This is a genomic window from bacterium, from assembly GCA_023150945.1.
Classification (GTDB): domain Bacteria; phylum Zhuqueibacterota; class Zhuqueibacteria; order Zhuqueibacterales; family Zhuqueibacteraceae; genus Coneutiohabitans.
The window spans coordinates 65,808-85,673 of the sequence record JAKLJX010000026.1; the positions used below are offsets into that span (position 1 = coordinate 65,808).

Below are 19,866 nucleotides of genomic sequence, written 5' to 3' on the forward strand. Positions count from 1 at the left end.
GTCGTTGAAAAGTATGCCACTTTATTGATACGCTGCAGCTAACTCACAGAAGCTGGTGCGTCATCCGAAGTCTGACGGTTGCCAGCTTGGCTTCTTCGGCGTGCTGCAAACCTGGGCGCGCGATTTGGCATATCATCCGCATCTGCACTTCATCGTTGCCGGCGGCGGTTTGTCGCCAGATGGGATGAGGTGGCTGCCGGTGCGGGGGAAGTTTCTCGTGCCGGTCAAAGCGCTGTCGAAGATTTTCCGCGCCAAGTTTCGTGATGCGCTCAAGAAGAAGCCCGAGCTGTTTAGTCAAGTGCCGTCAGAAACCTGGAAAAAGGATTGGGTCGTCGATTGCCGGCCCCACGGCTCCGGCGAACGCGCGCTCAAATATCTCGCGCCTTACATCTTTCGCGTAGCCATCAGCAACCGCCGCTTGTTGAGATTAGAAAACGGCAACGTCACGTTTCAATATCGCGACGGCGAGACCAAGCGATTCAGGACGAAAACCGTCGCGGCGGAAGAGTTCACCCCGTGAGATAATCATAACCCTGATTAAAAGGCTCCTCAAACATAGCAGTATCTCACGGGGTGAATTCGTCGTTTTTTACAGCACGTTCTGCCGCACCGTTTTGTTAAAGTGCGCTACTACGGCTTCCTGTCTTCGTCGCATCGGAAGCGTTTGGAGAAAGTCAAAGCACTGCTGAACATCAAACCCGTCGCGACAGAGCCAACCGACGTTGCCGGCACGGAAGCGCCCGAAGCGTGCGAAGCTCACGCCGTGCGTTGTCCCAAATGCGGCGGCGTCATGAAACTGGTTGGTGAAATAGAGCCCAAACGGACCCGATCGCCGTAATCGCATCAGGGCAGTGACTTGAAATTCACGTGTTGATCGCAGGGCAAGATTTGGGGTGTCACGGGAGAAGTACGCCCTGGACGTTCGTCAATGCCATGTCGGGCATGTAAAAAAAACGTCGGGCATGATGAAAAAACTGTCAAAGAACATTTCCATCCACTTCAAGCAAGTCCCTCGGCTCATCTCACCGGTGGCCTTGAACCCTTCGCCACAGCTCATCCTTGATTCAAAGCTCAAATAAATAGGAAAGCGCTTAGTTCAACGCAGAATTATGCGGCGGCTCACGCTGAGCTCATTCCGGAGGTCTGTGCTGGATATCGCGCCGCACGAATTCTTATCTCGTTAGCGCCGCCGGTTATCTTTCGTAACGAATTTAACATCTTTATTACGACAAAACTATATTTTTTATGTGCTTCTTTGGCTCCATCAATATCTGTTGAATTTTCTCTTCGCGGATTTTTGATTCCAGATTAAGAAACAATTTAGCGCGTTCGCCAAATAATCAAGATTTCCTAAGCGTTGTATCTAGTAGTGCCCATGCAATTCCTTCATACAAATCAGCGATCCAGTATGTTTCCTCCTTGTTGGCGCCCAACATAGATGCTCTTTGTGCCACTGCAAGCCAAGGAATTTGTTTTGGAATTGTCGGTTTTTCATTAGGGGCAAAAGGCACGTAATGGCCAACAAGCCCAAGTTCAGGTGGTGTGAGTAAATCTTCGTAGACTGGCACAAACTCTGACCAGACTTGCTGGGCTGACTCATTTGACCATGCGAGACCACATACAACAAGTTCGACTGGTGAATAACGATATGCATCTGGATTCCGACTAATGAAATCAGTATTGGAGTTGAACTTATATAAAGCTCCACCGGCAAACCGATTTATTTCAACAGAAATGGGGATTTGTGTAGAAGCTCCAACTTCAGCTAATTGCTGCTTCCGGGCAGAGGAAAGTGAAATATATAACCCTTCAAAAATTCCTCCTTTTAGGATTATTTTACGACCTAATTTTATAAACGTATTCTCAAACTTCGAATCAAGCGTAGACCGCTTACTTTTCTCAGAACGGCCCGAATTCATCGAGTAAATAAGAAGATTTCCATCCCATCGTTTTATTGAGGATAATTTGTTTTCCATCCAGACCCGCTTCATCCAGTGAAACCCTCGCCCAATCGCTCCCCGTAGATTCTGGTCAGCAACAAGCCAAGCTAATAAAGGAAGTGCTGCGAAATGCTGAAAGAGCAGAAAGCACAGTCCGAATAGAAACCCTGCGCAACCTAACGAAGCGCGGTGAATAGAGGCCTCATTTCGCCTCAACTTGCCAATAATGAAGAGGACTACATAAACTATGCCAGTAGCAATCAACCAGATCGTCTGCGCGAATAGCGTTGCTATACAGCAAAATATCAACACTACAATTGGCACCAACCAATGCGTGCGAATCTCCGAATTCGTCATTTCGCTGTCTAAACCCTCAATAGTCGAGAGCTGGTCAGCTAGCACGACGCCAAAAGGAATGGCCATGAGGCCCAACGGTGGAGAGATTAGCGAAGCGAACCCTATTGAAGCAAATACTGGTTGCATACTGTAGATCTTATCATTTAGTTCAAAATTCCTCATCACCAAAGGAAAGGCCATTACCAAAGGGGATCGTACGAAGGTGGTGATGCTCTCACACACGCCTGCACGTCTAGCGAGAAAACCAGTGCCTCCCATCACAAAAAGAGTAAACCACAAAGTGAAACTGTATGACCAAAGGAAAAGAGGAATTATCACGAGTCCGATTAGCAACGGAATTGGGTCTGGATATTGCAAAGAATGTTTTGAAAGAAAACGGGTGGTAAAGAAAGCCGTGGGTGAAAGGACAGCAATCAGAATTATAAGCGCCACATTGTATGGTAGGACACCAGATCGCTCAAGGATCTCTGCAAGATCAAACCAGAATGTAGAAAGGAAGATCGGAATCGAGATCGCAATGATCAACTGGAGCTTGCGTCGATTGAGAGTGTCTGGAACTCGAATAAGGTACAAAAGTGCAACTACAGCGCACACCACAAAATAAAGGCCCAACCCAAACGCGGAGGCCCTCATTATCGAGTTTCGTTGCAAAATGAGAAACGGCTCAAGAAAGGGCACACCGAATGAGGCTGCTAACAGAATGCGTGAAATAACAGGAGTTGGGTTAAAGCCAATAATGTAACCGATAAGCAATGTGACAAAGGCGACGACCATCTGTGGCAAAAAGTATTCAGAAATGAGCGTATCATACCATAGAATTGGTAATATGAATATCAAGAATACCATTATTGAAGGCCATTTCCCGAAGGTGTGCGAGTGCTTAAATAGGCTGCCAAGAAAGAAGCAGGGAACAAACACTGCGAGGAGGTAGATAAGCCAAGTGGCTATGTAGTTAATTATGTCTCCCATGATAGCCTATGACTCGGAAAATATCTATTGTGGATCGGTCATGTGAAAATGACTAACTTCAACTGAAACAATTGATGATCAAACACCTTGTTCTCCTACGCGACGCCGCAGAGTGAAATAGACGTCATCAGAGGTTTCATCTATTTGGTACACATATATTTGTAATTTCAAAAGACTAGGATAAGCCAGATGCCAAACCAAATTATGGAGCAACCAGCAAACACCATCTGTGCAGTTCCGATATCGCCCTGTGCAAACTGATCCATTCGAAAAAGATTTGCCGGAATATTCTGTAAAAAATTAGGTGACTCACCTATCTCTCGAATACGTTCGTAAGGATCCCCAAATCTCTTTTGAATAACCTCCATTCGACGCTTCCACTCCCTCTTCATCCATCGTGAGACTAAGAACAATAAAATCGCCCCAATCAGAGCAATGTGCTTAAGAGGACCCGTCAAAGTTCCAAGCATGACAAAAAACAAGATGCCCGTTATTATCAGTACAACGAATGCTAGTAACGAGAACATAACAACGCTCCTTGAAGTCTACCCAACTAATTTTTGGATCGCCGCTAACCTCAGCTTGAACGGCTTGGCGATGAGAGGGCAGGGCGCCCTGCTGCATTATGATACTTTTTTCGTCGCCAGCCCTTGCGGCCCCACCACCCGAGCCAAGGCCGTTCCAAGCTGCTGTTGAACGAAGCCCCTGGCCCTCGCTGCGAGCAGCTAGGCCGCTATGGTATTTCTACGGCCTGTTTTCCCTCGTTTATTGACGTTACGACGTGTCCGGCTGCCCGGCCACGGCGCGCATCGCCAGGCTTGGAAGGGGAATCGCCACTGGCCGCAGCGTGCCAATGCGGCAGTGGGGACACTTAGACTCGGAGTCATTGGAATCCTGCTCTCCGTCTGTGGTCATCTCGGACGTCATCCCCTCGTCGCTGCTCGCGACTCCCAAAGCCCGCCGTGCCATTTCCAGCTTTTTCTCCCGCACGTTCGCTGCCAGGAAGCCACCGTAGCGAATCTTGAGGAATCGTTTCGGCAGGGTGTGATTCAAGAAACGGCGAATGAACTCCTCCGCCGATAAGGTGATCACCTCCGGCCGGCCATTATTCCGGTAATCTTTCCCCAGCAACTGAATCTGGCCGTTGGCAATGCTCAAGAGACGATTGTTCGTCAACGCCACCCGGTGGGTGTAGCGGCCGACATACTTGATCACCTGCTCTGGACCGCCAAACGGCCGTTTCACATACACGAGCCAGCGATCATGAGCAAGATCATTGAGATAGTATTCGAACACCAGCCCCGCGACAAGTGGAGCCGGCATGCCGTGATCACGACCCTCCGCATCTCCACCTCAACCTTGATGCAAAGCTCAATCCAATAGGGAAGCGCTTGGTTCAACGAAGAATTATGCGGCGGCTCACGCTGTGCCAATTCCGGAGGTCTGTGTTGGGTATCGCGCCGCACGAATTCTTATCTCGTTAGTGCCGCCTCTCGCGACGCCGAGAGTGCCTTCTTGAGAATGACGATCTGGCCCGCATGGTACAGGTCGTGCTGAGGCGCGCCGCAGAACTGAATGTACGCCGGGTACTCGGAACCCAGCTCCTCTGAAAGGCGCTGGACGGGGAAGGCTCGCACGGCGCTCTGGAGCTGCTGATTCAGTTGCTCCAAGTTGTCCTGGCTCTCGCGCCAGGCCGCCGCACTAAACTCCGTCACTGGAGGCCACGCTTCCTCCGGCGAGAGCTGCGCACGCTCTCCGCGAACCCGCCGAAGAACCAGGTTGTACCCGCCGATCAGGTGAAGAACGATCTCCCAAATGCTGTGAGCGCCGGGTATCGGATGAGCTGCCGCGTCTTCCACCGAAACACCCACGAGCACTTCGCGCACCGAAGGCCCATGCCAGGACTCACCCCAAAAGGCTCGGCTGATCTGATCTGCGATGATCTTCATATCCAGCATCGATTCTCCGATTCAAATAGGTCGCCCTAACACTCAGGATTTTATGTGGCGTTGAGCAGGGGAGGCGCTCAGTAGAATCACCGGCCCTCATCCCCGTCGCAGCGCTCGATACGTGCACGGCTCAATGCCGCATAAAATCGGGTTGAACGTTGCCGGTTCCGCGCCTGCGGATATGGGTATCCAATCCGCGCCTTTATCTATTCACATGAGTCTTTTCGGGCGATATTTGCAGGTCATTCTGTCAATTCGCTCGCCCAGCATGAAATCGACCGTAATCGTCAATCTTATCTTCATTGCTAATGCCAGTTTTTTCAAAACAGGGCGTACTTCTCCGGCTTCCCCTACTTGGCCTTTTAAAAATGGGTTTTGCCTTCGATTCACACATTATTCCGCTCACGGAATCAGGATGAATTTGATCCGTCAGCGGATCAAACTCTATATGGTGAACGGCAAACAGTGAATCTTGGCCGAGCAATCGTGAGTGGCAAACTGCCGAGAAGGGAACGAGACCCTGGCTGGGAGGAGCAGGCGTGAAGCGGCCCTGAAGTGGCACGCGATAGGAAAAACTCTGACCCAAAGGCAACGATGGAGCATTCACGGAGGGACTCCTCGTTTCTGCCGGCATTCCGGATGGTTGCATGGGGCAGCCGCCTTATTTGTTGGCCGGAAGATGCAAAGACACTGAGAAAGAAGCAAGCCAGATTTTCAAATTCGCCAGGATTTTGTGGGGTTCGCCGGAACCACGTCATTGGTGATTCGCCGGGGCAGGAAGGTCGGTCTGCCGGACGAGAGAGGTATTGCTTTTTAGTTCGAAGACAGTCTCATCCCGGGGCGCAGTTGAAACAACGCGCCAAGGTATCGGTCTGAAGGCCGTTGATATGCTTGCCGTTCTTTCAATTCATCATGTTGAGGCAACGCTCGGCGATCAGCGAAATTTCTTCTCATCTCCCGCATTGGGTGGGAAGCGTGATACTGAACTCATGGCCTACCGTGCTTCGCACAACCACTCATCTGGCAGCGCGCGAGACGACGGGAGGATCGATCAAAAAGGCCGGCACTTCTGCGCGGGGGCTGTGGCCGCCCGTTGATTGCCAGTGCGTTTGCAACCAGGGCTGGCCGGGGCCTCCGCTCACGAAAAACGGAGCCCGCGACTTGTCCCCTATTTCTGGACATCGATTGAGTGACCGCGGCGGCACCGGTGTTGCGAGTCGTTGCAGGAGACTCATTTCGAACAGCGGCATCTCCAGAGGGGTTGCCGGCAGTCTGCCCTCCGGTACCGTCTTGCACGCCTGGTTGCGAGCCGGCTTGGTTGTTACCGTCGCCCTGTTGCCCGCCCGAGCCTCCGTTTCCACCTTGTCCGCCAGGCTGGCCACCTCCGCCACTCTGCTGCCCGCCCCTATTATCTCCGCCTTGCTGCCCCCCGGCATCACCGCCCTGTTGTCCTTGATCTGATCGGCGATTGGCATCTTGACGGGCCTGGTTGGCGGCGTTGAACAAATCACTGTCGTTGCTGGCCGGTGGTGTGCGGGGCTGCAGGGCCTGATCAAGGTCTGATCGACGCTGATCTTCACGCTGCACTTGGTCGGAGCGGCGTTGTTGGCGTTCCGTGGCTGCGGCCTGCGCTTCGGCCGCTGGATTGAGCGCATTGGCTTGAATGAGCTGGACGCGATCGGCGGCTGCCATGCGATCGAGCGGTAGGTAGTCCGTGCGAAAATTGAGATCCACCGAGGAATTCAAGTCCAGGTCGGTGTTGAGTTCCGAGGTGGTTTGCGAGCGTTGCGTATTGACGTAGCCGATGGTGTTGGTGATGGAGGCGCTCACTCCCCACGGGCCATAGCCAAAGCTGCCGGCGGCGCGCGATTGGTGTTGAAAATCGAACCGGCTGGCCTCATCCGAGGCGGCGGCGTCGCGCGTGTCGATGTGAAAACGCATCGAGGCATGAATTCGGCCGCTCTCGATCACGATGCGCTGCATGCCCATCTGCACCAGCGTGGCCAGCATCTGCTGCCGTTGGCGCGCCACGACCCGCCGTGCCAGCGGCACCAGCGTGCGCTCGGGATCGCCCGCCGGCACGGATTCGTCTTCCGCCAAACCCAGCGCGGTGCGCAACGCCTCCTCAGAAGGCGGTGTGGCGCCCTCACGCAGACGCACCATCCCGGGCGCAGCGCCCCCTTCTTCTTCAAAATCTTCAAAGCCGCTGTCAGCGCGGGCCAACTCGAAAGATTCGGGAAAGCGCTCCACCAGCCATTCGCGCGCTCGCGCCGGGCCGAAGTTGACGTCGGCGAAGCCACCGGCGCTGGCCGCGACGTTGTTGAGCAGTTCCACATACGAATGCATTTGCTGCTGGGTGGAACCTACGAGGGCTTTGAACACGCCGTTGATCAACTCTGCCACAAAGCGCGGAAATGACACCGCGTTGAGAATTTCCTGTGTACGCTGGCCCACTTGTGAAGCCGCCCGCCCCAAGCCGCCCTCAGCAGCAAGCGCCGTGGCCGTTGCAGCTTGCCGTCTGTCCTGCAAGGCTGTGCTCGGGCGTGCCAGTGCGGTATTCGCATTCACTTGTTCCTGGCTGACGATTTCCTCGCGGATGAGATTGGCAGCCGCCTGTCCGACTTTGACCATGGCTGCTGCCAACTGGCGCTGTTTGTCGGAATCCAATTCCTGAAAGGCCGGCGAGGCCAGCAGAAGCGCACGCACTGTTTGCCGAATCGCCGGCAGTGGATCTGCCATTCTGGCCTTATCGCCTGCGAGAGTTCTCTTTTCATTGGTAGCCGAGCTCATGGCAGCAGGGAAATTCCCAGAGTCTTTCATCGTGAACGAGGCAACCGCGCAGGGTTCAGATCGCTTATTGCTGGGTGGAAGAGCCGTTACGGTTGTGGGCACCATGGTCATCTGACTTCCGCCTCTTTGAGCGCAAGACTGGCCTGCAGCCAACTGGAAGCCGCCGCGATCACGGTGTCGTCTGGCCGCGGCGGAACCCCTGCTGCGCTCTCCAAACCAGGCAGTGCCTCAGCCAGCCACGCCAAAACCACCATGCCCGCCTGGCCGCGCCTGAGATGATTGGTGATGTCCACCGCCCCACCCAGATAGCGCTCAGAGAGTTCGCGCACCGCCTGCCAGACCGAACGTGCATGCAGCGCCCGCTGAATGGCGGGTTGCTTCAAGATCTCCAGCGCCTGCTTGATGACGGTGAGAATGTCGCGCGCCGCAAAACTCTCCATGCCGCTGGTGCGGAAGGACAAATTAGCGGCCAGACGGCTGACGGCGCTGCGCAACCGCACGGTCTGAATGGTGGAGCTGCCGGCAATCTGAAAAGACTGCTCTTCGAGTTTGAACAGCGCCTCGGTCAAATCGATCATCAGAGATTCGAATTCAGCGTTGGCCCCACCGCTAACGGCCAGGCTCGGTCCGGCGGGATTGCCAAACAGGCGCGCGAAGAAAGCGCGGCGCTCTTCCGTGCCGAAGCGCTCGTTGCGCGTGCGCCAGAAATCCATCAACCGAGGCGCGGCGGCGCCGAGATCGGACCTCAAGCCACCGCTGCGGAACAGACCGGCGAGCATCTCCACGGCGGGCAGTAGGAGGGCAGACTCCAGCTCCGAAGCGAGATAGAGCGGCGCCACGGCACGCAGCCGGGCTTGATCCGCCTCGTTGCCCGTCACCGGCGGGAGATCGATATCACCCAACTCGGCGAGACCCAGGGAGAGGGCGAAGGCATCAGCTTGGGCGACAAGCTCAAAACCCAACGCAAGCGCCCGATCGAGCTCAGCCGGTTCGATGACGCCGTTGTCATTATGAAGATGATATGCGTAATTGTCTTTGAGAGTCGGCATCTGAGTTGTCTTAGGTCAGAAGTGCCTGCCTATCTCACGAAATACGCCAGGAGGTTCTTCAGGTATTTCGTGTGTCTCGTGGTACAAATTCAAGCGTCTGGAGATGGAACCAACGTTGTATTGTTATGCCCCTTCCAGGCGCTTCTCCGGCGGTTGCGCATTGCCCTGGATGGCCGCAATCATCTGCGGACTCGCAAGTTTTTCCATGGGGAAGTAGTCGCTCTTGAAATTGACGCGCACCTGACCGCTCAGGCGTGCCTTGACTTCCGCCTTGGATTCGGAAGTATCATCGATCGAGGAGGACACGGTGGCGACATGATCGCTGCTGGAGCTGGAGCTGACTCCGCCGCCAATACCAAAGCCGCCGAACCAACCGCCGGCTGCGGCGGCCGCATGTGTCGAGCTGGTCTCCTGCCGGCGATCGTACATCGAGGCCCGGGCGCGCCGCTTTGCCATGTCCGAGGCACGCATGTCAAAGATCACCTTGGCATCGATGACGCCGTCGGTGACCACGATGCGGTTGATACCGAGCATGACCATGGACGAGAGCAATTGCTGGCGGCTGCGTGCCATCTGCGTGCGTGCGGCCAGCACCAAGCGCAACTCCTCGTTGGGATCTGAAAGATCAGTCACCGGCTTGGCCAGTTCCAGCAGTTGTGAAACTGTCGTGGCCGCCGCTTCCGGATCATCGCCCTTGGCCACCACCCGAGGTTGGGGCGGCGGCTGCTCTTCGCCCTCGGCAAGGCCGAAACTTGACTCGGTGGTTTCGATTTCCAACTGGTCTGGGAAACGCTGCGCCAGCCAATCGCGCGCGTTGTTCTCGGTGATGTTGTCTTGCGCGAACTGGTCGACGGTCTTGGCGACATTCGCGAGCAACTCGCCATAAGCGCGCATCTGCTCGATGGAGGAATCCACAATGGCTTCGAACACACCTTTGATGAGGCCGGAGACGAACTTCGGGAAATCGACTTTTTGCACGAGGGCGCCGAACTGCTCCACCCCCTCGCGCACGGCGCCGGCTTTGAATTCCTCACCGGTGGAGCCGGGCTTCTGGCTCAAACGCCGCTTGGTGGCCTCCACCGGATCCTCCTGCGCCTGCGCTTTCACCAGCAGGCCGCCATCCGGTGACAACTCCTTGGCCGCCAGCCCTTCGGGATTCGACATGTAGGACGCCACCTTGACCATTTTGCCGGCAATATCTCGTTTCTCTTGTTCTGAGAGATGAGAAAATGCCGGCGTCGCTTCCAGGATGCGGCGTACTTGAGGGCGCACGATCTCCAGGGTCTGGTCATCAGCCCAGGGAGTATCTCTTGTCGGTCTATGATCATTCATGGTTCTGCATTTGGAAAATGAAGGATTCTCCCTCGTCCCGGTTGGTTTGACCCGAAAGCGGGATGGAGTAATTCCCTACTGCCGTGCCATGACCCAGGGAAGCACGCCCGGCCTTTGGCGGAACCTGTGGTTACCACGGCCGCTGGCTCCCAAGATTGTGGCGCGGCGACGAGTTGGTTCATTACCTCGCCGACCAGCCTGCCGGGCGATAAATTACCCCGCGGGTGCCGAGGCTGGCGCCTGTGTTTGGGAGCTTGATCCACCGTTGGAGGGCACTCGTGGCGTCGCCTTGCGATTGGCTGCATCCTGAATCATGCCGATCTGGAACGAGTCCGCCATCTTCTCCAGCGGAAAAGTTTCGCTCTTGAAGTTCACGTCCACGCTGCCGGCCAGACTTGCTTTGGTTGAAAGCGAGGCATCGATGGACTCTTGCGTTGCGCTCGCCAGGGTCATTACTGGCTGCTCGGAGGTCTTGTAGATGCCCTTGGAATAATAGCTGGCATCGCGCCGACTGCCGGAGTAGCCGCTGTCTTTGTCATATTGATATGAACGCTCACCGCCCTGATAGTCGCTCTCATACTCGCCCTCGGAGGTGCGGGTCTTGAGTGTCGGATCATAGTCGAACTGGGTGGCGCTGCGGCGCAACTTGAAAGTGTCCTGCGCGCGGAAGTCATACATCACCTTGGCAGAAATCCTGCCGTCGGTGACGATGATGCGGTTGATGCCCATCAGCACCATGGTGGCGAGCAACTGCTGCCGGCTGGTCGCCAGTTGCGTGCGCGCGGCCTGCACCAGACGCTGCTCGGTGGCCTCGTCCTCGAGGTCGAGGCTCTTGAGCGGACCATTCTCCATGGGCAACTGGCTGTTGATTCTCTCCAGCGCTGCCTTCTCATCCACCCCCTCGCGCAAACGCACGCGGGGGCCGCCGCTGCCCTCGTCGAAGTCGCCGCTGTCCACGTCGATCATGAACGTGTCGGGAAATTGCTCCACCAAGTGGTCCCGGCCCTGGTTGGCAGAGACGTTCTCATCCCGGAACTGATTGAGCGATTTGGCCACGTCTGCCACCAACCGGCCATAGGCTTCCATCTGGCGGATGGAGGCATCGACAATGGACTGAAAGACACCCTCGATCAAGCCGCTCACAAAGGTGGGGAAATTCACCTGCTCCAGCAGCACACCGGCCACCGCTGCACCCTCGCGTGCACCTTGGGCCACAAACTCGCCCTCCTGCCGGCCGCCACGCGAGCGCCGCCGGCTGGAGGCGCCCTCTTCCATGCCAAAGGCATAGCGATCCTGTTGGGCTTGCTGCATGGCAGCCAGCTTGTTGCCGGGAATGCCCTCGGGCGCAGCGAGATAGTTGACGATCTCCACCGTGTTCCTGGCGATTTCGCGCTGCTTGTCCGGCGGCAGTGCACGAAAGGCCTGACTCTGCGACAGCATCTCCTTGACCTTCAAGCGCGCGGTGTCGAGTGCTTCCTTTGGCGAAATGACCGGGCTGGCAGTGTCGTTTGCTTGACTTGTGTTCATCGTTTATTCCTCTCGATCATGTCAGGCGAGTGCCATGCCGTTGCGCTGAGCAGCAGCGTCGTCGAGGCGCTGCTTGATTTCGAATTCCACCGGCCGCAGATAGAGACTCACGCGCGCCGGCGTGGTGGGTGTGACGCGCACGCTCAGCACCGAGAACCTGCCCGGCCAGCCATGTTCTTCGGGCGTGAAGGCCTGCAGCCAGGCGCGCAGGGCGTTGAGCTCCCGGGGCCGCTCTGCCAGTCCCAGTGACAGCAGCTCCAAAAACGAGGGAGGCAGATCCGGAATCATGGTGAGCAGCACCTCGAGCTTGAGCTCCGGGCCTTCGTTGGTGTCGGCGATCGCCAGCAAGGTCGACTGATCGGGCAGTTCGAATCGGCCACCCAAGGCCAAGCCGACAATCTGCATCACGCTGGGCAGTTGGTGTTCCATGTTCAAACGCGCCATCAGATCGCTCAGGTCCGCCAGTCGCAGCGGCCCGCGATGATAGAAAGTGATGCGCTGGCTGCCCTGGTGGCGCCGGCAGGCAATGGTGGTGAAGACCGGCACCAGCTCCGGCATGGTGAGAATCGCGTTGCGCACCAGCGTGCGGAGCATGGGCGGCAGCGCTTCGAGCTGGCTGGGCGTCATCTCGTAGTAAACCTTGGAGGAATGCAAGCCGTCACCATCATAGGCCGTGCCGAAAAAGGCGCCATAATGCAAGCCGGTGCGTGCGCCCATGCCGCGCCAGTCCTCGCTGCGCTGATCGAACCAGCGCAGGGCTTCCTGGCCGAACAATGGTCCCACCAGGCGCCGCATCTCGCGCGTAGCCTCGAGCTTACGGTCAACCGGCGAAGATTCCGGTCCCAATGGCTCGATGGAAAAGCGCAGGAGACGCGGCTCCTTTTCGGAGAAAGATGGTTCAAAGGGCGCTGCCCCGGGCGTGAGCGTGCTGGCGGCATAGCGCGCGTCGCCCTCCGGCAGATAAAATGTGCGGTCGAGCAGCGGCCGCACGAACGGCAGCGGGTCAGCCGCGCCCAGCGAGCGCGCTGCCTGCTGCAGCCGATCGGCCACCACTGTTGACAGGGGTTTGTTCTTCATGACTCATCTCCTCTAACGGCCGTAGGAGGCACGGTGGCCATTGGTCACTCCCGCTTGCACGCCCACCGCGCTGAGCACGTCGCGCGCGATGGAGGGAATCTGGATTGGTCGCGAAGTGATCACCGGCGCCTCATAAGGCTGCGAGTATTGCTCCACTTCCTGATCAGGAACGCCGTTGACCGCCAGCCACTGCTCGCAGGCATTGAACAGATCGTAGTCCGTGGGATCGACCGTGGGCTTCACATTGACCGGCCGCGGGATGGGATTGAGAATCTGCCGGCGGTCGATGACATCCACCAGCGAAGCGCCGGCCAAAAGATTGGCGCGGTTGGCGAGCCAGCGAATGATGATAGCGCCGGAATTGGCCATGGTGCGGTAGCGGATGCTGTTCTTGGCCCCACCCAATTCCATCGCCGCCACTTGATCGACCACCTGCCACATGTCGCGCGCGCCATAGGCGTTCTTGACCTCTTCATCGGAAAGCAGGTCGATGATCTCGCGAATCTGCTGCTGAAGCTCGGTCGCCGCAAAGTAAGCGATACCGTAGCCGTGCAGCGAGAGATTGGCGGCAATATCGCGTCCGGCCTTGCGCACTTGCTCCTGACTCACCGCTGCCGGCACCCGCGCGCGCAGCAAATCATCCACCTGAATTTGACGCACGTAGGACGACACCGAGGAGATAAAACGCAACCACAAGCTGTCGAACTCGCGATTGGGGGTGGTGGCGGTGTCATCGCCGCCGGGGAATCCGAACACGCGCGCGTAGAGATTGCGGCGCTCGGCTTCGGTGAAGCGATCGATGCTGCGTTTCCAGTAATGATAGAGAAAATCACCGGCCTTCCCCTTGCCCAGCGGCAGCATGCCGATATGAAACAGCTCCACCAGCTTCTCCACAACTTGAAAGAGTTTGAGCTCCTCCAGGGAGGAGGCAAAATAGAGTGCCTGCACGGCATGGAGGTTGTCTGCCACGATCTCCACGTCGGACTGCTCTTCGAGATCGGGCAGATCGATGCTGATGGCCGAGGAAGGTGCGCCATCGGTGGCGCCGTCCACACGCGCCAGCGCGGTACGCGTGCGCAGGGCCAGCAGATCATCGTCCGCGGCCACGCCTTCGGCCCGCAGGGCGCGCACCACCGCCACCCACTGGTCGGCGCGGATCTTTCTGGCGGTGGCTTCCAGCAGCATGATGGCCAGCACGTTCCTGAAGAGAGCAGCGCTAGCGGTATACTCACCCAACGCCACCGAAATCCTGGGGGTGAAGCGCTTGAGTTGCGGATTGGTGAGGTTGTCGAGCTCCAGAATGCCGAAGACCGCAGCCAGACTCTTTTCATTCTCCGTGAGATCGGGTGCCGGCGCGTTGCCCTGCTGGCTGGGCAGTTTGCCCTGATCATGGTCGCCTACACGGGGCGGGTTAAGGCTGCCTATGGTGTTGCGCACCGACTGGAAAAGCGGATCCACCACTCCTTGCGCAAGCAGACCTTTGATGTGATTCAACTCGGCCTGCAGCGCTGGCGGCAACTGGCCGAGCTGCCGTTCGAGCTGCTCCAATTCGAATCTGCGATTCTGCAAACGCTGCCGTTCATCATCATCGCGCTTTTTCATGTCGAGGAGAATGATCGGCTCACCGCCTACCCGTGCGGGTCTGCGAGTGTTCGGTTGCTCCCCTCCAGGATCGGCTGAGCGTGAGCTCGGGATCTTCAGATCGTCCGCACCTTGGGCTTTTTCCGTAGACATGTCGAATGTCCTCCGTTTGGGTTGATGAAATGTGTTTTCAGGTGAGGGTATTTTGTCCAATAGTTTGGCAAGCGAGAGTCTGATGTTCTCATGCGGCCTTTAGGCATGGCCGCCGCCGGCGGTGGTGCCGTCGATTTCACGATCGAGCGCACGCAGGGCTGCCAGAGCATCAAGCACGCCGACACCACAGCCTTCGCCACGGCCGAGTTTCCAGGCGCGTGCGGATTCAGCGAGAATGCGGCTGATGGTCTCGGCTGCCACCGGATGGGAGCGCCGGCGTGAACGGCTCACCAACAACGCTGCCGTGGCAGAAACAAAGGGCGCGGCGAAGCTGGTGCCCGTGACCAGTTGGTAGTCACGCAAGCCAGCAGAGACCACGCGATCGCCCGGTGCACACAGATTGACATGACTGCCGGTGGTGTTGAAGGAAGAGGGATTGCCCTCGCCATCCACCGAAGCCACGGCGATGACTTCGTTGTAGGCGGCGGGGACGTATTCTTCACTCACACCGGAGTTGCCGCTCGCCGCCACCATCAGGCAGCCGCGCGCCTTGCCGTAACGCACCACGTCTTCATGCGGCAGGGGGTCATCTTCGTCCAGATCGGCGACGCGCGTGCCAAAGCTCATATTGATCACGTGGGCGCCGAGATCAATGGCGGTTTTGACGCCCATGTCGATGTCCGCGATCGCGCCGATGCCAATGGCCTCGCTCTTGCCGGTAAGCTGGGCGGCGCCCAGCACGCGCAGCGGCAGCAGGCCGCTCGCACCGGCCAAGCCAGGCGGAATGCGGCTGCCCGCCGCACCCATGATGGCCGCGCATGAAGTGCCGTGGCCCACTTCATCTTCAGGATCGGTATCAACCTCACTGCGATCACCGCGCAGCAACAAACCGGTGGCGAGATCATGTGTGCCCAGTTGCACGGTGTCCAGTCCCGGCCGCAGGCGGTTCGCCAACTCGGGGTGCGTCTGTGCCACGCCGGTATCCACCACTGCGATGATGACCGCAGAATCGCCCGGCTCGTACGCCAAGGCTTCCGGCGCATTGACTTGAAGGCGCGGCAACCAAGCCTGCTCGAGATCGAACTCTGCCGGAGCCGGCTGAATGAAGGGGGTGGCGCAGACGTAGTAGGGCGACACTTGCTCCACGTAGGAGAGTTGGCGCAGAGCATCCACCAGGTGGTGAATGCAGCAACCCGGCAGCGTATCGATGCGGAAAGTGCGCGCCAGACCGAGTGCGTGCTCCACATCATCGAAGCCACGATGGCGTGCGCCCGGCAAGCCGAGAGACCTCGCAGCATTATGAAGCCGCGCCACCCGCACCGCGCCGCCGTGTTTGCGCAAGATGCGGTCGATGGCGCCGCCATCGATCTTGCTGAGGGGATCCGCCGCACCACTGCGTACGTCGAGCGCGGAAGGTATCCCCTCCGGGGCCTCACCAAGGGCGAGCTTCAAAGTCAGCCGGCCGGGCACACTGTAGAGGCGGTTGTGCCGTGACCACGGCATGATCAAGGATTTTGCGTTGGGATTCATCATGATCGTTCAACGATCTTCCTCAGGTTTTGCCAGTCCCATTGTTTCCGTTGAAGGCATAGGGATCATCGTTGCTCACAAGTTCCAAGTCGGTTTGCGCGATGCGACCCGGTGCCGTTTCCACAGCCAGCGCGCCGCTCAGCGGTTGCGCGGGCAACTCCACCACGAGTTCCTTCTCCGCGGCTTGTAGCAGCCGCAGAGGCTTGTCCCCGATGGTGATCTTGGGCTGCACCTTTCCGACAAGGTTGTTGCCGCGGATGCGCAGCACCGGTGCGGGCGCATGGCCGACTTGACCCGGCATTTCCAGTTGCTGCCTGATGACTTGGGTGATGAGCGGTTGCGAAGAGCGCTCGAGCGCCTGGCGCAGACGATTCACCGGCAGCCGTGTGACTTGCTGGAGGGTGTTTTGCACCATGTCCTCGCGCGTGCTGCGTTGCAGCGTGCGCAGTTGTTCCACACTGTGGATGCCGGCCCACTCCAGGCGCCGGCGCAGTTCTTCCCGTTCTTCCTCTTTGGCATCCTCACCGAAGACTTTGTCGAGCGAATCATCTTCCGTTTCAGCAATTGGCTCAACCGAATTCTCTTCGATCATCGGCCGAGTGACGGTGGTCAATGCCAGGTGGATGGTACTGGCCTGCGTCTCATTTGGCTCTGCCGGCCGCAGATGAACAGCGCTGTTCCGCACCTCGACATGCGTGCGCAGATCAATGGAGAGATCCTTCACCGCAAAGGTCAAAGGCAGGTTACGATTCTTGGCCTTGAGCGCCATGGCGGTCTGGGCGCGATCGAGCTGGCTGGTCAGCGCCTGAATGAAGTCCTCGATGGGGATGCCATTCGAACTGCTCACGGTTCCGGCTCTTCGTTTATGCGAAAGCGCAAACGCCCGCGCTGCTCCTCAAAACCTGATTGCCAGCGCCACAGCGGCACGTCCGCTAACAATTGCCACTCTCCCTGCACGCGCCGCAAGCGCACCTCAATGGGAATATCCAGACCTAGCGAGCGCACGCGCACCAGGTCTTGCGGCTCATCATCAAATCCCATGGCAGCGGCGAGATCAATCAGCGTTTCTGCCAGTGGCCGGCGCCCAGTACACTGCAGCCCCTCACTGTTTTTTTCGCAATCCACTGGCTCCTCCTTTTCTCACTCAAGCAGAGCCTTCAGTCGGTGCTGTTGTCGGTGCGTTGATTTGGCCCTGTACTGGTTGCTGGGCGGTGTCCTCGGAAACAGGCGCCTGCCGGTTTGCGGTCGTGCCATTGCTGCCTGGCTTCGGCAGTTGGCGGGCATTGCGTTGCAACAACGCCATTTGAGCTTGATCCACAAACCGCTCCAGCGGCAGCGTTTCGCTGACAAAATTGATTTCGACATTCCCGAAGAGCTCAGCCTTGAGGTCGGTATCGGTTTGCGCATTGACGCCCACGGTGGAGATCATGGTGGCGTGCTGGGCATAATTGGCGCTGCCCCGCCGTCCCCAAGCCGAGTTGGTGGCGGGATCCTGCGACACGGCGTAGTCCACCTGCGCACGGTCACTCGCCGCCGCGCGAAAACGCACGCGTGCCGAGATCGAGCCATCCTTGACGTTGATGCGGTTCATGCCCATCAACACCATGGTAGCCAGCATCTGCATGCGGCTCTCGCCGATGCGGCGCCGGGCCTCGGGCACCAGCCGCTCTTCCAGCAACGCATTGGAAAATTCCTCGCCTGCCAAACCGAACTCACTCAGCCATTCCGGTGGCTCGCGAAATTCATCGCCGGAGTTGGATCTGACCTGCAAGCGAGGCTCCGGCCCGTTAAGATTCAACTGAACGTCGCGCGCATAGCGCTGCGCCAGCCAGTCGCGGGCTTGATTCGCGGAGACATTGTCGCGCGTGAAGTCATCGACATTCTTGGCGACGGCACTCACCAGGTCCGCAAACGCCTCCATTTGGCGGATGGAGGCGTCCACAATCGCGTCAAAAGTGCCGTGCACCAAACCCGCCACGAAAGCGGGAAAATCGATTTCGTCAATGAGTGCACCGGCGCGTTCGGCGAGCGTCTCGGTGGCGGCCCGGCGCGGTGCGGGCGCATTGCCTTCCGTCGTTGCAGGTTCTTGCGCTGGCATCTGCTGTTCACCGCCGCGCTGAAAGTGGGAGCGCCGCCGGGTGAAATCCTCCGGAGTCTCGAGTGCAAAAGCGTAGGGGTCGCTGGCCGCAGGTACTGCTCCCGAGGTCTGAGTGAAGGTCCGGCGTATCTTTTCCAAATCGAGCAACAGCGATCGCTGCGTGGCAGCATCCAACTGCCTGAAAGCAGCGGACTGTTGAAGTTTGGAGGCGGCCTGTTCCGCCAGATCGCGCGCAGCCCGGATTTCAGGAGAATGGTCTTTCAAGTTCCCGGCTCTGAGTTAATTGGTTGGTTGTCGATGACATGCACTCGAATTCGGTCACCGACTACAGGCGAAAGACGATATCCTGCAGCCGGCTCGAGTCCCGCAGTCGCAGCAATCGTTGCTTTGCCACCCCCGTGGCAGCCTGCACGATCCGGCAAACCATCTCGTGCGGCGAAGGCAGCGGCAGCACGCCCCGCTCACGCAGGGCAGCCACGAGCGCGGCGTGGGTCTGCGGGTTGAACACGCCCTCAGGAGAACTTACTCCGGCAGCTCGCTGAAATCCGGAAACGCTGTCATAACCCAGCGTCCGCAGCGCATGCTGGCGTTGTGCCGCCGTGCGCAGCGGCCCGGCGGCCTGCACCACCCACCTGAGGCCGCCGCCCAAACCGCGCGTCACCACGCGATCGTACATCATCGCCAATCCGCGATCACTACTGAGGCTGAGACCGGCCGCGATGGCGAGCATGGGACGAAACTGGCCTTCGATGGCTTCTTCATTCTGCGCATTCTGAAACGCTGGTACTTCCCCGGCGCGCTGAAATTTTTCCACCCAGCTTTGACTCCACAACGGCGAGCCAGCCACCGGCAGCAACCGCTGCTCAGGTGTGGCAGCATTGGTCACGGCCAACAGTTCCTCTGCCTCCGGGCCGAAGATTTGTGCGAAGCGCCCGGCATCACGCTGCTGCATGAGTTGCAGCACTCGCCCCAGGCGCCCGGATTCCTGCGTGAAGAGCACGAGGCCGAACGCCAGCCCAATGTGCCGCTGCTGGTGAGAAGGATGGCCGGCAGTGTCGAACTCGCGATCGGCTGAAATGGCCGAATATCCCAGGTCACCGGAATCGGCCACTGCCACCTCGCGGATAATGCGATAGATCTGCTCGTTGCTGAGCTCGGCGAGGCCGGAAGCCTCGGACGGGGGCTGCTCGGGATCAGCGGCCGCACCGAGCTCCTCAGCGTAGCCGGGTTCTTTGAGCGAAATGGACAAGTCCGCTGGGACTTCCGGGGCCGGTGCGCTATCCAACGCGCTGGCAGCCGTCGCAACCTCCTGCACCACCTCCACCGGCGCTTCGCGATCAGCAGGCGGGGCGGACAGGCGAAACCCGCTGTTGCTTTTGCCATTCTTGGTGAGAGCGGTAGCGCTGTGGGCGTGCCCGTTCTGCTCGATCACTTCCACCGCCGCCACGATATCCTGCGGCGGCGCCGACATGCGAAACTCATTATGGCCGGATTTCTTGTTCTCTGCCATGGTT

At 58.2% G+C, this 19,866-nt stretch carries 15 protein-coding genes and 1 pseudogene; 1 reads left to right on the forward strand and 15 read right to left on the reverse strand.

The window, feature by feature from the left end:
• The first annotated feature begins 100 nt into the window (after nt 1–100).
• A pseudogene (locus L6R21_24105) lies at nt 101–838 on the forward strand (transposase).
• A 502-nt stretch (nt 839–1,340) separates the two neighbouring features.
• Here the strand turns inward: L6R21_24105 and L6R21_24110 are convergent.
• The 15 genes from L6R21_24110 to L6R21_24180 form a co-directional block, all read right to left on the reverse strand.
• Nucleotides 1,341–3,143, reverse strand: a complete 1,803-nt coding sequence (locus L6R21_24110; protein MCK6562294.1) for a hypothetical protein — start codon at nt 3,141–3,143, stop codon at nt 1,341–1,343.
• 290 nt (nt 3,144–3,433) lie between these two features.
• Nucleotides 3,434–3,793, reverse strand: a complete 360-nt coding sequence (locus L6R21_24115) for a hypothetical protein (GenBank protein ID MCK6562295.1) — start codon at nt 3,791–3,793, stop codon at nt 3,434–3,436.
• A 247-nt stretch (nt 3,794–4,040) separates the two neighbouring features.
• Nucleotides 4,041–4,589: a transposase gene (locus L6R21_24120; protein MCK6562296.1), complete on the reverse strand. Its 549-nt coding sequence runs from the start codon at nt 4,587–4,589 to the stop codon at nt 4,041–4,043.
• A gap of 149 nt (nt 4,590–4,738) precedes the next feature.
• On the reverse strand, nt 4,739–5,224 hold the full coding sequence (locus L6R21_24125; GenBank protein ID MCK6562297.1) for a DinB family protein: 486 nt from the start codon (nt 5,222–5,224) through the stop codon (nt 4,739–4,741).
• 978 nt (nt 5,225–6,202) lie between these two features.
• Nucleotides 6,203–7,954 (reverse strand): hypothetical protein, encoded by a 1,752-nt coding sequence (locus tag L6R21_24130; protein ID MCK6562298.1) that lies wholly within the window; start codon nt 7,952–7,954, stop codon nt 6,203–6,205.
• A gap of 158 nt (nt 7,955–8,112) precedes the next feature.
• Nucleotides 8,113–9,054 carry a hypothetical protein gene (locus L6R21_24135; GenBank protein MCK6562299.1) on the reverse strand — a complete coding sequence of 314 codons (942 nt, stop codon included), beginning with the start codon at nt 9,052–9,054 and terminating at the stop codon, nt 8,113–8,115.
• Between the two features lie 123 nt (nt 9,055–9,177).
• Nucleotides 9,178–10,326: a hypothetical protein gene (locus L6R21_24140; protein MCK6562300.1), complete on the reverse strand. Its 1,149-nt coding sequence runs from the start codon at nt 10,324–10,326 to the stop codon at nt 9,178–9,180.
• Nucleotides 10,327–10,599: 273 nt separating this feature from the next.
• Nucleotides 10,600–11,913 carry a hypothetical protein gene (locus tag L6R21_24145; GenBank protein MCK6562301.1) on the reverse strand — a complete coding sequence of 438 codons (1,314 nt, stop codon included), beginning with the start codon at nt 11,911–11,913 and terminating at the stop codon, nt 10,600–10,602.
• A gap of 21 nt (nt 11,914–11,934) precedes the next feature.
• Entirely contained in the window at nt 11,935–12,990 is a 1,056-nt protein-coding gene (locus tag L6R21_24150) for a hypothetical protein (protein ID MCK6562302.1), read from the reverse strand.
• Between the two features lie 12 nt (nt 12,991–13,002).
• The gene (locus L6R21_24155; GenBank protein ID MCK6562303.1) at nt 13,003–14,592 is read right to left on the reverse strand and encodes a hypothetical protein; all 1,590 of its coding nucleotides are present in this window, start codon (nt 14,590–14,592) and stop codon (nt 13,003–13,005) included.
• A gap of 231 nt (nt 14,593–14,823) precedes the next feature.
• Nucleotides 14,824–16,257: a S8 family serine peptidase gene (locus L6R21_24160; GenBank protein ID MCK6562304.1), complete on the reverse strand. Its 1,434-nt coding sequence runs from the start codon at nt 16,255–16,257 to the stop codon at nt 14,824–14,826.
• A 19-nt stretch (nt 16,258–16,276) separates the two neighbouring features.
• Nucleotides 16,277–17,101, reverse strand: coding sequence for a hypothetical protein (locus L6R21_24165; protein ID MCK6562305.1), 825 nt, complete (start codon nt 17,099–17,101; stop codon nt 16,277–16,279).
• Complete coding sequence (locus L6R21_24170) at nt 17,098–17,379, reverse strand: hypothetical protein (GenBank protein MCK6562306.1); 282 nt, start codon at nt 17,377–17,379, stop codon at nt 17,098–17,100. The genes L6R21_24165 and L6R21_24170 overlap by 4 nt, the downstream gene beginning before the upstream one ends.
• A gap of 19 nt (nt 17,380–17,398) precedes the next feature.
• Nucleotides 17,399–18,616 (reverse strand): hypothetical protein, encoded by a 1,218-nt coding sequence (locus L6R21_24175; protein ID MCK6562307.1) that lies wholly within the window; start codon nt 18,614–18,616, stop codon nt 17,399–17,401.
• Nucleotides 18,617–18,677: 61 nt separating this feature from the next.
• Nucleotides 18,678–19,862: a hypothetical protein gene (locus L6R21_24180; GenBank protein MCK6562308.1), complete on the reverse strand. Its 1,185-nt coding sequence runs from the start codon at nt 19,860–19,862 to the stop codon at nt 18,678–18,680.
• Between the last annotated feature and the right edge of the window lie 4 nt (nt 19,863–19,866).

Excerpts from the sequence above, each read along its gene's own strand:
- L6R21_24110 (MCK6562294.1), bottom strand. The coding sequence starts at position 3,143 with ATGGTATTCTTGATATTCATATTACCAATTCTATGGTATGATACGCTC.
- L6R21_24115 (MCK6562295.1), bottom strand. The coding sequence starts at position 3,793 with ATGTTCTCGTTACTAGCATTCGTTGTACTGATAATAACGGGCATCTTG.
- L6R21_24120 (MCK6562296.1), bottom strand. The coding sequence starts at position 4,589 with ATGCCGGCTCCACTTGTCGCGGGGCTGGTGTTCGAATACTATCTCAAT.
- L6R21_24125 (MCK6562297.1), bottom strand. The coding sequence starts at position 5,224 with ATGCTGGATATGAAGATCATCGCAGATCAGATCAGCCGAGCCTTTTGG.
- L6R21_24130 (MCK6562298.1), bottom strand. The coding sequence starts at position 7,954 with ATGGCAGATCCACTGCCGGCGATTCGGCAAACAGTGCGTGCGCTTCTG.
- L6R21_24135 (MCK6562299.1), bottom strand. The coding sequence starts at position 9,054 with ATGCCGACTCTCAAAGACAATTACGCATATCATCTTCATAATGACAAC.
- L6R21_24145 (MCK6562301.1), bottom strand. The coding sequence starts at position 11,913 with ATGAACACAAGTCAAGCAAACGACACTGCCAGCCCGGTCATTTCGCCA.
- L6R21_24150 (MCK6562302.1), bottom strand. The coding sequence starts at position 12,990 with ATGAAGAACAAACCCCTGTCAACAGTGGTGGCCGATCGGCTGCAGCAG.
- L6R21_24155 (MCK6562303.1), bottom strand. The coding sequence starts at position 14,592 with ATGAAAAAGCGCGATGATGATGAACGGCAGCGTTTGCAGAATCGCAGA.
- L6R21_24160 (MCK6562304.1), bottom strand. The coding sequence starts at position 16,257 with ATGATGAATCCCAACGCAAAATCCTTGATCATGCCGTGGTCACGGCAC.
- L6R21_24180 (MCK6562308.1), bottom strand. The coding sequence starts at position 19,862 with ATGGCAGAGAACAAGAAATCCGGCCATAATGAGTTTCGCATGTCGGCG.